11 protein-coding genes and 1 riboswitch are annotated in these 13,361 nt (G+C 73.7%); of the genes, 7 read left to right on the top strand and 4 right to left on the bottom strand.

What is annotated here, in order from left to right:
* Nucleotides 1–21: 21 nt before the first annotated feature.
* Nucleotides 22–507, top strand: coding sequence for a DUF3291 domain-containing protein (locus tag G011_RS0101015; RefSeq protein ID WP_019606825.1), 486 nt, complete (start codon nt 22–24; stop codon nt 505–507).
* On the opposite strand, the gene bioD is transcribed toward G011_RS0101015, so the two are convergent.
* Both bioD and G011_RS0101005 read right to left on the bottom strand, forming a co-directional pair.
* Nucleotides 473–1,210 (bottom strand): dethiobiotin synthase, encoded by a 738-nt coding sequence (gene bioD / locus G011_RS0101010; RefSeq protein ID WP_019606824.1) that lies wholly within the window; start codon nt 1,208–1,210, stop codon nt 473–475. The two genes, G011_RS0101015 and bioD, sit on opposite strands and share 35 nt — an antisense overlap.
* A complete protein-coding gene (locus tag G011_RS0101005) occupies nt 1,207–2,559 on the bottom strand; it encodes an adenosylmethionine--8-amino-7-oxononanoate transaminase (RefSeq protein WP_019606823.1) in 1,353 nt (450 codons plus the stop codon). Before G011_RS0101005 ends, bioD begins: the two co-directional genes overlap by 4 nt.
* A gap of 346 nt (nt 2,560–2,905) precedes the next feature.
* On the opposite strand from G011_RS0101005, the gene G011_RS0101000 reads away from it, so the two are divergent.
* The gene (locus tag G011_RS0101000; RefSeq protein WP_013151665.1) at nt 2,906–4,129 is read left to right on the top strand and encodes an 8-amino-7-oxononanoate synthase; all 1,224 of its coding nucleotides are present in this window, start codon (nt 2,906–2,908) and stop codon (nt 4,127–4,129) included.
* Between the two features lie 52 nt (nt 4,130–4,181).
* On the top strand, nt 4,182–5,594 hold the full coding sequence (locus G011_RS0100995; protein WP_019606822.1) for an SGNH/GDSL hydrolase family protein: 1,413 nt from the start codon (nt 4,182–4,184) through the stop codon (nt 5,592–5,594).
* A 29-nt stretch (nt 5,595–5,623) separates the two neighbouring features.
* Here the strand turns inward: G011_RS0100995 and rocD are convergent, their stop codons facing one another.
* The gene (rocD, locus tag G011_RS0100990; protein WP_019606821.1) at nt 5,624–6,898 is read right to left on the bottom strand and encodes an ornithine--oxo-acid transaminase; all 1,275 of its coding nucleotides are present in this window, start codon (nt 6,896–6,898) and stop codon (nt 5,624–5,626) included.
* 362 nt (nt 6,899–7,260) lie between these two features.
* Here rocD and G011_RS0100985 point away from each other — a divergent pair, with 362 nt between their 5' ends.
* From G011_RS0100985 to thiD, 4 genes are all read left to right on the top strand, one after another.
* Nucleotides 7,261–8,934, top strand: coding sequence for an acyl-CoA synthetase (locus G011_RS0100985; RefSeq protein WP_019606820.1), 1,674 nt, complete (start codon nt 7,261–7,263; stop codon nt 8,932–8,934).
* A 488-nt stretch (nt 8,935–9,422) separates the two neighbouring features.
* Nucleotides 9,423–10,352: a DUF368 domain-containing protein gene (locus tag G011_RS0100980; RefSeq protein ID WP_019606819.1), complete on the top strand. Its 930-nt coding sequence runs from the start codon at nt 9,423–9,425 to the stop codon at nt 10,350–10,352.
* A 19-nt stretch (nt 10,353–10,371) separates the two neighbouring features.
* Nucleotides 10,372–11,067 (top strand): DedA family protein, encoded by a 696-nt coding sequence (locus tag G011_RS0100975; protein ID WP_026337895.1) that lies wholly within the window; start codon nt 10,372–10,374, stop codon nt 11,065–11,067.
* 144 nt (nt 11,068–11,211) lie between these two features.
* A riboswitch (TPP riboswitch) is annotated at nt 11,212–11,310 on the top strand.
* Nucleotides 11,298–12,101 carry a bifunctional hydroxymethylpyrimidine kinase/phosphomethylpyrimidine kinase gene (gene thiD, locus G011_RS0100970; protein ID WP_019606817.1) on the top strand — a complete coding sequence of 268 codons (804 nt, stop codon included), beginning with the start codon at nt 11,298–11,300 and terminating at the stop codon, nt 12,099–12,101. Its footprint overlaps the riboswitch before it by 13 nt.
* Nucleotides 12,102–12,140: 39 nt before the next feature.
* On the opposite strand, the gene xerC is transcribed toward thiD, so the two are convergent.
* Nucleotides 12,141–13,355, bottom strand: coding sequence for a tyrosine recombinase XerC (xerC, locus tag G011_RS0100965; protein ID WP_019606816.1), 1,215 nt, complete (start codon nt 13,353–13,355; stop codon nt 12,141–12,143).
* Nucleotides 13,356–13,361 lie beyond the last annotated feature (6 nt).

Below are 13,361 nucleotides of genomic sequence, written 5' to 3'. Positions count from 1 at the left end.
TCCAATTTTCCGGGAGCGGTCATGCCATTCCTCGCCCAGCGCCGACACGACACCGTCCGCCGCACGCCCCGCCGCCGTCCGAACCCCGTCGGGGAGGGCGGTTCCGCGCTCCGCACCGGCTGGCCGGTGCTGGTGGAGGCGCGCGTCCTGCGGGGCGACCGCCGTCACCTCGGCGCGTTCGCCGCCGCCCTGCGCGAACGGGCCCGGCGGGACCCCGGCCACCTGGAGGAGGTCCACTTCCTCGACGAGGGGGACCGCGTCCGCCTCGTCTCGCTGTGGCGCTCCCCCGGCGACCTGCGGTCCTTCGTGGAGGCGGCGCACCGGGACGTGCTGGCCTTCCGCGCGGCCAGCGGCGCCTTCCCGGAGGTGGAGCGCACGCTGTGGTGGTCGGCGGCGGGGACCCCGGTGTCGCCCGGGGAGGCCGGGGAGCGCGCGGCGCGGCTGCGCGCGCACGGGCCTGGCGCGCGGGCGTTCACCCTGTCCTCGCCGGTTCCCCCTCCGGCCTGATCCCGGCTCCGGCGCCGACCCTCCAGACCCCGCCGAGGCGGGGCGCCAGGGAGCGACGGGCCACGTCCGCGAACGCGCGCGGGTCCAGCGCCCCGCTGCCCCGCGGCACGGCGCCCGACAGGGGACCCGCCCCCATGGCGGACAGGTCGGTGAGGTTGCAGCGCATGGCCAGGTCCGGGCGGTCCGGCCAGGACCCCACCACCACCCCGGCAGGGGACAGGCCGCGGGTGCGCAGCGCCTCGGCGGTCAGCGCGGTGGCGTTCAGGGTGCCCAGGTCGGGACGGGCCACCACCAGGACCGGCGCGGACAGCAGCACGGCGACGTCGGCCAGGGTCTGCCCCTCGGCGTTGAGCCGCACCAGCAGCCCGCCCGCCCCCTCGACCAGCACCAGGTCGTGTGTGCCCGCCAGGCGCCACACGGCCTCGGCCACCGCCTCGGCCCGCACGGGTTCGGCCCCGCTGCGGGCGGCGGCCGTGGCGGGGGCCAGCGGCTCGGGGTAGCGGACCAGTTCCGCCGTCGTCACGCCCGGGACGAGTGCGGCCACGGTGTCGGCGTCGCCGGGTTCGCCGGGCCCCACCCCGGTCTGGGCGGGTTTGAGCACGGCCACCCGCCGTCCCGCCGCGACCGCCAGCGCGGCCACCGCCGCAGTGACCACCGTCTTGCCGACCTCGGTGCAGGTCCCCGTCACCACCAGGACGCTCATCGGCGCTCCTCCCCCAGGCAGGCCCGCACCGCGGCGGCCATCCCGTCGGCGACGGCGGCCACCTCCTGCGAGGTGCACACGTAGGGCGGCATCGCGTACACGTGCTCGCGGAAGGGCCGCAGCCACACCCCCGCCTCCACCGCCGCCCGCGTGGCCTCGGCCATGCGCACCGGCGCCTCCAGCTCCACCACCCCGATCGCGCCGAGCACCCGCACCTCGCGCACGCCCGGCAGCCCCTCCAGCGGAGCCAGGCCCTCGCGCAGGCCCGTCCCGATCCTCGCCACGTCGCCCCTCCAGTCTCCGCCGGTCAGCAGGTCCACCGAGGCCAGCGCGGTCGCGCAGGCCAGCGGGTTGCCCATGAACGTTGGCCCGTGGGCGAGCACCGGCACCTCACCCCCGGCGATGCCGCGGGCCACCCGCGCGGTGCACAGCGTCGCGGCGAGGGTCAGGTAGCCGCCGGTCAGCGCCTTGCCCAGGCACATGACGTCGGGGGCGACCCCGGCGTGGTCGGCGGCGAAGAGCTCGCCGGTGCGGCCGAAGCCGGTGGCGATCTCGTCGAACACGAGCAGCAGCCCGTACTCGTCGGCGATCCGCCGCAGCTCCGGCAGGTAGCCCGGGTGGTGGAAGCGCATGCCGCCCGCGCCCTGCACCACGGGTTCGACGATGATCGCGGCCAGCTCGTCGGCGTGCTCGGCCGCCAGGCGCTCGAAGGCGGCCACGTAGCCGGGGTCGGGTTCGGCGCCGAACCCGGAGGGCGGCGCGGGCGCGTGCACCTGGGCGGGCAGCACGTCGCCCCACAGGGAGTGCATGCCGCCGTCGGGGTCGCACACGCTCATCGCGTGGAAGGTGTCGCCGTGGTAGCCGCCCCGCCAGGTGAGGAAGCGGCGCCGCTCGGGCCGACCGGTGGAGCGGTGGTACTGCATGCACATCTTCATGGCGACCTCCACCGCCACGGAGCCGGAGTCGGCGAGGAAGACGTGCTCCAGCGGCCGCGGGGTGATCGCCACCAGGGCCTCGGCCAGGTCCGCGGCGGGCCCGTGGGTGAGCCCGCCGAACATGACGTGGCTGAACGCGTCGGTCTGCCGCCGCACCGCGGCGTCGAGCACCGGGTGGCGGTAGCCGTGCACCGCCGACCACCAGGACGACATCGCGTCCACCACACGGCGCTCGCCCTCCTCCGACCACAGGGTCAGCGTCGCCCCCTCGGCCCCGGTGACCACGTACGGCCGCTCCGCGGCGGGAACGGTGGTGTAGGGGTGCCACAGGTGGGCGGTGTCCGCGGCGCGGATCCGGGCGGAGCGGTCCGCGGGCGCCCGGGCTCCGGGGACCGCGGGGGACGTCGGCGTCATGGGGCTCCATTGTTCACCCCGCGCCCGCGCGCGCCCCCGTGCGGTCCCACCAGGAATCCGGGCGGATCTTTGTGGGCTTCGGTGAATGACGCGCGGGTGCGCGGGAGGGCAGAGTCGTAGACGCCTCCCTGGCACGAAGGACCGGACCGCCCCAGCGGGATTGGCCGCCGCTGGGTCGGTCCCCGCCGGGGACGCGCCCCCGCCTCCCGGCCCGACCGCGCGGCGACGGAGTCGTCCGGGCCGGACGCGCTGCGGCTCGCCCCGTGCGCCGCTGACCCCCCGTCGCGATCCGACCGGAGCGCGCCCCACCACGACCGCGCCCACGACCCAGGAGGCCGTCCCGCGTATGCCGAGCACCGCCGCCCCCACCCGCCGCCCGTGGCCCCTGCGCGCCACGGCCCGGGCGCTGCCGCCGGGGCACCCCTTCGCGTGGTTGGACGGCGCCGCCCGCGCACGCGCCGAGGCCGGGCTGACGCGGCGCGCCACGCCCCGACCCGCGGCCGACGGCCTGCTGGACCTCGCGGGCAACGACTACCTCGGGCTGCTGCGCCACCCGGACGTGGTGGCCGCCGCCGGGGACGCCGCCCGCGTGTGGGGCGCGGGCGCGGGCGGATCGAGACTGGTCACCGGGGACACCGGCCTGCACCGGGAACTGGAGCGCGAACTCGCCGACTTCCACGGCACGGAGTCCGCGCTGGTGTTCTCGTCCGGGTACGCGGCGAACCTGGCGATGGTCACCGCGCTGGCCGCGCCGGACGGCGGCGCCCCTCCCCTGCTGGTGTGCGACCGGCACAACCACGCCTCCCTCATCGACGCCACCCGGCTGGCCCGGGCCTCTGGGGCGCGCGTGGCCCTCTACGACCACGCCGACGCCGACCGGGCCGCCGAGGCGCTCGCGACCGCCGGGGGACGGGCCCTGCTGCTGAGCGACACCGTGTTCTCCGTGGACGGCGACCTCACCGACGCGGCCGCCCTGGCGCGCGCGGCCCGCGGGCACGGCGCCGCCCTGCTGCTGGACGACGCGCACGGCCTGGGCGTGGTGGGGCCCGGCGGGAGCGGGACGGCGACCGCCGCCGGACTGCGCGGCGCGGACGACGTCGCGGTGTCGGTGACCCTGTCCAAGTCGTTGGGCTCCCAGGGCGGCGCGGTGCTGGGCTCGCACCGGGTGGTCCGCCACCTGACCGAGACCGCGCGCACGTTCGTCTTCGACACCGGCCTGGCTCCGGCCTCGGCGGGCGCGGCCCTGGCCGCGCTGCGCGTGCTGCGCGCCCAGCCCTGGTTGGCCGACGCCGTGCGCGACCGCGCGCGGCGGCTGGCGGAGGGGCTGCGCGGGCGCGGGCTGCCCGCGAGCACCCCGGACGCCGCCGTGGTGTCGGTGCTGGCGCCCTCCCCCGAGGCCGCTCTGGCCTGGCGCGACGCCTGTCTGGCCGCGGGCGTGCGAGTGGGCTGCTTCCGCCCGCCCTCGGTCCCCGACGGCCGGTCCCGGCTGCGGCTGACCGCCCGGGCGACGCTGGGCGGGGCCGACCTCGACCGGGTCGTGGACGTCATCGCGGCGAACCGTCCCGGATAGTCTTGCGGAGGTGACGACAAGTCCGCCGGGACCCGGGGAGGCGATAGCGGCCGTGTCAGCACGTGGTGAGGGCCCCGAGGCGCCGGAGCCGGTCCCCGCGGATCCCTGCGGCGAGGACGCGAACGGCACCGGCGGTCCGGCGGACACCGCTGGATCCGACGACGGCGCGACCGGCGCGGGACCGGGCGGCACCGGCGGCTCGGACGGCGGGGACGACTCCGGTGACGGGGCCGACGACGGCGGCGCCGGCTCCGGTGACGGGGCCGACGACGGCGGGGACGACTCCGGCGGGGACGGGCGCCCGCGCCGACGGCGTCGGCGGTCCCGGGTGGCGATCGCCGTCTCGGTCACGTTGATCCTGGTCATGGTGGCCGTCCTGGCGCTGCCCGCCACCCGCGAGGGCCTGGTCACCCTGTGGTGCGAGACCACCGACGGCGTGTGCCCGGCCGAGGAGCTCCCCCCGATCACCGAGGAGGAGCAGACCGACTGGCGGGTCCGGATGGAGCCCGAGGAGGCCGCGCTGTGGGGCAACTACGTGGCCCTGGGCGACTCCTACTCCTCCGGTGACGGCGCGGGCGACTACGCCCCCGACACCGCCGAGGCGGGCGGCTGCTGGCGTTCGGAGAACGCCTACCCCCGGGTGGTCGCCGAGGAGTTCGACTTCACCGGTTCGCTGGCCTTCTACGCGTGCAGCAGCCACAAGGGCTCGGAGATGATCGAGCAGATCGGCACCTCCGAGTCGCAGATCGACCGGGTCACCGAGAACACGTCCCTGGTGACCCTGGGCATCGGCGGCAACGACCTGGGCTTCATCCCCGTCCTGCGCACCTGCATGGTGCGGATGCCGCTCCTGGAGAGCAGCGTCTGCGTCGAGCAGGAGGAGGAGGTCGACAGGCGGATGAGGACCTTCGAGGAGACCCTGACCGAGATCCTCGGGGAGGTCCGCGACCGCGCGCCCGACGCCCGCGTCCTGGTGCTGGGCTACCCGCGGCTGTTCCCGGAGGACCCCCCGGGCATGTACTACACGCTGACCAGGAGCGACCAGCTGTGGCTGAACGGTCTGGCCGAGCGGTTCAACGAACTCATCCGCGACACGGTCTACCGGGTGGACGGCGACGTCTACGGCGGACGCGAGACCGGCAGCGTGGAGTACGTGAACACCTTCTCCGCCCTGAGCGGGCACGAGGTGAGCGCCGACGCGGCCTGGCTGAACGGGATCGTGCTCGGGCAGCTGGGCGAGGGCCTGCGCGTGGACCGGGCGAGCTTCCACCCCACCGCCCAGGGGCAGCTGTCCATCGCCGAGCGGGTGCGCCTGCAGGTCGTGGAGGGCCCCGAGCGGGAGGTCTACGTGGCCCGGGAGACCCTGGACAAGGTCGATCCCGAGCAGCTGAGGTCGGAACTGGGCGGTCCGCTGGACCCGGAGTTCGCCACCGAGCCGCCCGGCAACGAGGCCGACGCCCCCTGACCCGGGGGAGCGTCGGCCCCGCGTCGCCGCTACCGGCCCGCCTGGAGCTCCTTGATCACCTCGGCGAAGCGGTCCAGACCCCAGTTGAGGTCCTCCTCGCTGATCACCAGGGGCGGCGACATCCGCACGGTCGAGCCGTGGGTGTCCTTGACCAGGACCCCGTGGTCGGCGAGGCGCTCGCACAGCTCCCGGCCCGAGGCCAGCGACGGGTCGACGTCGATGCCCGCCCACAGCCCGATGCTGCGCGCGGACACCACCCCGTCGCCGACGAACTCCTTGAGGCGGCGCTTGAGCACCTCGCCCAGACGGCGTGTGTTCTCCAGGTAGGGCCCCTCGGTGAGCATCCGCACGACCGTGCTCCCGACCGCCCCGGCCAGCGGGTTGCCGCCGAACGTGCTGCCGTGCTGACCGGGCTGGATGACGCCGAGCACGTCCTCGTCGGCGACCATCGCCGACACCGGCAGGATGCCGCCGCCCAGCGCCTTGCCGAACAGGTAGGCGTCGGGGACCACCCCGCTGTGCTCGCAGGCCCGGATCGTCCCGGTGCGGCCCAGGCCCGACTGCACCTCGTCGGCGATGAACAGCACCCGTTCGCGGTCGCAGATCTCCCTGACCCGGGGCAGGAAGTCCGCCGGAGGCACGATCACGCCCGCCTCACCCTGCACGGGCTCTATGAGGACCGCCGCGGTCGTGGAGTCGATGGCGGCCTCGATGGCCTCGGCGTCACCGTAGGGAACGGACCGGAAACCCGGCGTGTAGGGCCCGAAACCCGTCCTGGCCTCCGGATCCGACGAGAAGGAGACGATGGTGGTGGTGCGGCCGTGGAAGTTGGCGCCCGCCACGACGATGGTCGCCTCGTTCTCGGGCACGCCCTTGACCTCGTAGGCCCACTTGCGGGCCACCTTGATGCCGGTCTCCACCGCCTCGGCGCCGGTGTTCATCGGCAGGACCTTCTCCTTGCCGACCATGTCGGCGAGGGCGCTGACCCACGGGCCGAACTGGTCGTTGTAGAAGGCCCGGCTCGTGAGGGTCACCCGGTCGATCTGCCGGTGCGCCGCCGCGAGCAGGTCGGGGTTGTGGTGGCCGAAGTTCATGGCGGAGTACCCGGCCAGACAGTCCAGGTACCTTCTGCCCTCGACGTCGGTCACCCAGGCGCCACGGCCCTCGGCGATCACGACGGGAAGGGGTGAGTAGTTGTGCGCCGACCGCGCGCGTGCGAGCGCGATGTGGTCCGCGCCGGAGAGTGCCTCTCCACCGGGGTTCCCGGCGGAGTCCCGCTGTCCCAGATTCTGGGTGTTGCCCATCTAGCCGCTCCGATCACCATTGACCGATGTCAGACAGTTGATACCCACCGTCGGGCCGGATCGCGCCCCTTCGGCGGGAGGTCCCCAAGAGTTGAGCAGATGATCCGGTGAGCCCACAAGGGGTGGGGGAGATCACAGCCGGGGGGCGATGCCCGAAAACCCGGCCGGGAAACGCCGCGCACACCCTCTGAGCGGGGTCGTCACATCCATGGTGACCTGCGATAACGCCCCTGGTGACGCGCTCCACAGCCCCGACGGCGGTCGGGCCCTCCCCCGAGGGGTACGGTCGCACCAACAGCCACTCAGCCGCCGCGAGCCCCGAGCCGTGGACGGCCCCGTCGACCGTGCCCGGGAGGTCAGGCGTGCCCACCTCCGCGTCCCCGGACGCCCCCTTCTCCCTCTCCCACCTGTTCGCGGCGGTCGCCGAGGCCGTGCCCGACCGGACCGCCCTGGTCGCCGGTCCCCGGCGGCTCACCTACCGCGCCCTGCACGAGCGCTCGCTGCGGCTGGCCCGCCACCTGGTCGGCGCGGGCGTGCGCCCCGGCGAGCACGTCGCCGTGCTGGCGTTCAACCGCGCCGAGTGGATGGAGTCCTTCCTGGGAGTCCTGCGCGCGGGAGCGGTCCCGGTCAACGTCAACTACCGCTACGTCGCGGGCGAGCTGCGCCACGTCCTGGCCGACTCGCACGCGGTCGCGCTGATCGCGGAGGACTCGCTGGCCGGGGCGGTGGCCACGGTCCGCTCCGACCTGCCCCGGCTGCGCCACGTCCTGCTCGTCGCGGACGGATCCGCGCGCGGGACGCGGGGCCGCGACTACGAGGAGGCGCTGGCCTCGGCGCCCGACGACGCGGCCCTGCCCCCGACCAGCGGCGAGGACCACTACCTGCTCTACACCGGCGGCACGACGGGCTACCCCAAGGGCGTGCTGTGGCGGCAGGCGGACATCTTCCGCGCGGCCCTGGAGCGCCGCGCTCCGGGCACGCCCAGCGCCCGGACCCCGCAGGAGGTGGCCGAGCGCGCCGCGCGCTGCTTCGAGCAGCGCATGCTGGTCCTCGGCCCGCTCATGCACGCGGCCGGACAGTGGAACGCGCTGAGCATGCTGCTGTGCGGCAAGCGGGTGGTGCTGTCCACCGACCGCAGCTTCCGTCCGGACCGGGTGCTGGAGACGGCGCACCGGGAGGGCGTGCACGTGCTCCAACTGGTGGGCGACGCCATGGCCCGCCCGCTGGCCCGCCACCTGCTCACCGAACCGGGGCTGTGCCCTGATCTGGCCTCGATCCGCTCCGGCGGCACCCCGCTCACCCCGGCGGTGCGCGCGCTGTGGCACGCCTGGCGCGAGGACGTGTCCCTCTCCGACGCCTACGGGGGCTCGGAGACGGGCGTGTGCGGGTCGGCGACCGGCGGCGAACCGGCCGGTCCGGCGGAGGCCCCGTCCGGGGCCGCCCCCTCGGGCAGCCGCAGCTTCACCATGGGCGGCAGCATCGCGGTGCTGGACGCGTCCCTGCGCCCGCTGCCCCCGGGTTCGCGGGAGGTGGGGCGGATCGCGCGCACCGGACGGATCCCGCTGGGCTACTACAACGACCCCCTGGCGACCGCGCGCACCTTCCCCACCGACGCCGAGGGGCGCCGGTGGGCGCTGTCGGGCGACTTCGGGACCTGGGACGCCGACGGCTCGATCGCGCTGCTGGGACGCGGAAGCGCGGTGATCAACACCGCCGGGGAGAAGGTCTACCCCGAGGAGGTGGAGGCCGCGCTCAAGGCGCACCCCTCGGTGGAGGACGCCATCGTGGTGCCCTCGCCCGACGAGTACCTCGGGCAGCGGGTGACCGCGCTGGTCTCGCTGGCCCCGAACGCCCGTCTGGAGGAGGCCGAGCTGCGCGCGTACTGCCGTGTGCGGCTGGCGGGGTTCAAGGTGCCGCGCACCGTGCACTTCGTGGACCGGGTGCGGCGTACGGCGGTCGGCAAGCAGGACTACCGGTGGGCGGCGTCGGTCACCGGGGCCGGTGCGCCCGCTCCGGCCGTCCCGACCCTTCCCTGAGCCCGGTCCGGGCCCCAGGACCCCTGCCGGGCTCCGCGACGGGCCCGGGGCCGGACTCCGGAACGGGAGCCGGACCGTGCCGGAGACGGCGCTCGCGGCCGGGCACCCGGCCTCCTCGGCGGTCTGCTGCGGAACTCCGCACCGGGGCGGTACCGGACCCTTCATTTCGGGCACAGGGTCAATATGGACTTACCCAGCCGAAACAGGGGTTTCGCAGGCCGTCGGCCGCTCTGGACCCCCTCCGCCACCGCTAGACTGGCGTCGCCTGGTCCAAGGCCCCACGGTTTCCCCTCCCCCGCTCCGACCGGTTCGCACACTCCCGGCCGGGGCCGACCGGTCCACCCCGCCTCCGGTCGAGGCCGTGGACCGCGAGGACCACCTTTGACCCACCCCTCCACCCGTGCACACGGTGCGCGTGCGGTGACACCACTAGGACGGAGGACGGCGCGCTTCCCCGGGCCCCGCCCGAAGCGCTCCCAAGAACCCAGATGCCCAACTCAGTAGGCAGCTACATCTTCAACGCGGTGCGCGGCGGCGCCGTGGGCGCCTCGGAGGCCCTTCCCGGTATCAGCGGCGGCACGGTCGCCCTCATCGTCGGTCTCTACGACAAGCTCATCGGCGGCGCCGGCCACATGGTCAGCGGTGTCAAGCGCTACGTCACCGACGTCCCGCGCGGACGCGGGAGGGAGCGCGCCCAGGAGCAGTTCCGCCAGGTGGACTGGAGCGTGCTGGTCCCCGCGTTCGTCGGCATGGTGGCCTTCCTCGGTATGGCGGCCGTGGTCCTCGCCCCGCTGGTCGAGTCGTACACCCAGTACGCGTACGCGCTGTTCTTCGGCCTGGTCCTGGCCTGCCTGTGGATTCCCTACACCGGCGCGGGCCACAGGTGGCGGGCCTGGCACTACCTCGTCGCCCTGGTCTTCGCTGCGGGCGCGTTCTTCCTCACCGGCCTGCCCGGCGCCAACCTGCCCACCCACCCGGTCGTCGTCTTCCTCGCCGCGGCGGTGGCCGTCTGCGCCCTGGTGCTGCCAGGGCTGTCCGGATCCTTCATCCTGCTCACGCTGGGTCTGTACGAACCCACGATCAGCGCGGTCGGGGACATGGACATCGCCTACCTCTCGGTGTTCGCGCTCGGCATGCTCACGGGCCTGTCGCTGTTCGTGAAGCTGCTCCAGCACCTGCTGATGAACTTCCACCACATGACCCTGGTAGTCCTCACCGGCCTCATGGCCGGTTCGCTGCGCGCCCTGTGGCCCTGGCAGGACGAGGACCGCACGTTCCTGGCCCCCACCGACGTCCCGGTGACAGTCGGCCTGATGGCGGTCGGCTTCGCGATCGTGGCGGCGGCCATCGTCTGGGAGCGCCGCAAGCGCCTCCGGATGGAGGAAGCCGTACTCCACCAGACCCCCACCCACGTCTGAGAACGGGAACGACAACCGCATGACAACGAATCTGCTGATGACCGCGGCCTCGACGACGGACGTCGACGTCGCCCACGAGTACGAGGGGTTCATCGGGTGGGTCCTGAGCCTGATGACGACCCTGGGCGAACCCGGTGTCGGCGTGGCGCTGTTCATCGAGACCTTCTTCCCGCCGATGCCCAGTGAGGCGGTCCTGCCCGGCGCCGGGTTCCTCGCCTACGCCGGGCACATGAACGTGTGGCTCGCCATCCTGTGGGCGACGATCGGCTGCCTGGTCGGCGCGTGGGGCTTCTACGCGATCGGCGCGCTCCTGGGCCGCGAGCGCACGGCCTGGCTGGTCGAGAAGACCCCGCTGCTGGAGATCGAGGACTTCTACAAGGCCGAGCGCTTCTTCGCCCGCTTCGGCGGCGTCGCCGTCCTGCTGGGCCGGTGCGTGCCCCTGGTCCGCAGCTTCATCTCGGTGCCCGCCGGGATCGAGCGGATGCCCCTGTTCAAGTTCTCGCTGTACACGGTCATCGGCTCCGCGGTGTGGAACACGATCTGGATCGGCCTCGGCTACGTCTTCGGCCCGGCCATCGAGCCCATCCTCGCCCAGTGGAGCGGCGTGATCAGCAACATCGTGGTCGTGATCATCGGCCTGCTGGTGCTGTGGTTCATCCTGGCCCGCGTCTACAAGCGGACCAAGGCCCGCCGGACCGAGGGCACCTCCGCCTGAGGCGCCTTCCCCCGGGGCTCCGCCCCCCGTGAAACCCCTCCAGGGGTCCGCCCGCATCCCCGGGCGGACCCCTTCGCGCTTGTGTGGGTATCCTGCCCGGAACGCACCGACAACCACATAACGGCCGGGGCCGCCGACGCGGCCCCGCCAGGCGCGGGGTGCCGGGACACGTTCCCGGCTGAGAGCACACCCGTCGAACCTGCCCTAGTTAGCACTAGCGAAGGAACGCCATGAGCGCGTACAACATCGTGTCCATCGCCGGCAGCGACCCCAGCGGGGGCGCGGGCGTCCAGGCCGACCTCAAGGCCTTCTCCGCGCACGGGACCTTCGGGATGACGGTGATCGCCGCGCTGACCGCCCAGTCCACGCTCGGCGTCACCGGGGTCCACCCGATCCCGGCGCACTTCGTCGCCCACCAGATGGACACCCTCTTCGCCGACGCCGTCGTGCACGCGGTCAAGGTGGGCATGCTGGGCACCTCGGAGGTCACCGAGGCCGTGGCCGAGGCGATCGACCGCCACTCGCTGCCGAACGTGGTGGTGGACCCGGTGATGGTCGCCAAGAGCGGGGACCGGCTGCTGGAGGCCTCGGCCGTCGACGCGCTGCGCACCAAGCTCCTGCCCCGGGCGGACCTGGTCACCCCGAACCTGCCCGAGGCCGCGGACCTGCTGGAGGAGCCCGAGGCGACCGACCTGGCGTCGATGCGCGCCCAGGCCTGGCGGCTGCTGGAGCTCGGCCCGCGCCGGGCCCTGCTCAAGGGCGGCCACCTGCCCGGCGGGGAGAGCGTCGACGTCCTGGTCGCCCGGGACGCCGACCCGGTCGAGTTCCGCGCCCCGAGGGTGGCCACCCGCAACACGCACGGCACCGGGTGCACGCTGTCCTCCTCGATCGCGGCCCTGCTGCCGCAGCGGCCGGACGTGGCCGCCGCGGTGGGCGACGCCAAGGACTACCTGACCGAGGCCATCCGGCGCGCCGACGAGATCGACGCGGGCGGCGGGCAGGGCCCGGTGCACCACTTCCACGCCTGGTGGTAGCAGCGGCGTCACCGGACCCGTTGACCTGCGGTGCCGTGATCAGTCGGAGTCGTCGGCGCACACAGGGCGCACACTGTGGAGATCCCCGAGCCCGCTGGCGACCGCTTCGCGGGTCCGGTCCTCACTGTCAGGCCACAGCCCGGCGTAGACGTCCAGCGTGATGGCGGCCGAACTGTGGCCCATGCGCGTCTGCACGGTCTTGACCGACTCGCCGTAGCGGATCAGCAGGGAGGCGTAGAAGCGCCGTACCGAGTGCAACCCGGAGCGCTTCGGCATTCCCGCTTTGGCCATCGCCGGGGTGAGGACCCTGTTCCACTCCCAGCGGCGGACGGGGCCACCATTCGGCAGTGCGAAGAGCAGGTGTGCTGTCCGCCGCCGCGGCTTGTGGGGGTCGGTCCGATCCTCGATCTCTACCGGCCCGGCCGGGAAGGAGTCGAGATGGACGAGCATCATGTCCGCGGTTTCCCGCGTCAGCGGGATGTCCCGGTAGCTGGCCGGGCTCTTCGGCTGCGCTAGGTAGGCGACGTTGTCCACCGGGGTGACCAGTTGCTGTTCCACGCGCAGCACCAGGCGCTCGACGTCCAGGTGGTGAAGCTCCAGCCCGAAGAGTTCCCCTTGCCGGAGGCCGCTGCCAGCGGCCAGGAGCACGACGGCCTTGAACCGTTCGGGAACGCCTTCCACGACCTCACGCAGGGTCTCCATCGGCATGACGGGCTCAGTCACCTTTCGTTTCTCGGGGAGCCGGATTCCCCGGCAGGGCGTCTTCGCGAGGAGGTCATCACGCACGGCGGCCTCGAAGACCTGACGGAGAGTGGCATAGATGCTCTCCACACTGGCCGGTGCCAGGGACTTGCCGAGACGCGTCACCCAGCGCTGCACGTGGGAGGGGAGGACGCTGGACAAGGCACGGTTGCCGAACTCGGGATAGACGTGGTTCTCCAGTTCTCCGATGATCCGGGAGGCTGTCAGCGGCCGGTGCAAGGCGTCCTTCCGCCATTGTTCGGCGAACTGGCGGAAGGTGACCTTGCCCGCCGCAGGGTCCACATAGGTCCCTCGTAGAAGCTCCCCTTCCACCCTCTTCAGATGGCGTTCGGCTTCGGGCTTGGTCCTGAACTTCGGGGACTTCTGCTGTCCGTTGCTGTCGCGGTAGCGGGCGGCCCAGCGCTTGCCTCGGCCGTAGGCGGCGGACTTCTCGCGTCGAAGCGAGCCGTCCGGGAGCTTGACTGTCTTGTGCCAGGTGTCGACTACAGACATCGGTGC

The organism is Nocardiopsis sp. CNS-639, assembly GCF_000381685.1.
GTDB classification, from domain to species: domain Bacteria; phylum Actinomycetota; class Actinomycetes; order Streptosporangiales; family Streptosporangiaceae; genus Nocardiopsis; species Nocardiopsis dassonvillei.
Note: the sequence above shows the minus strand (reverse complement) of the source record. Positions and strands in the feature narration are given on the sequence as shown.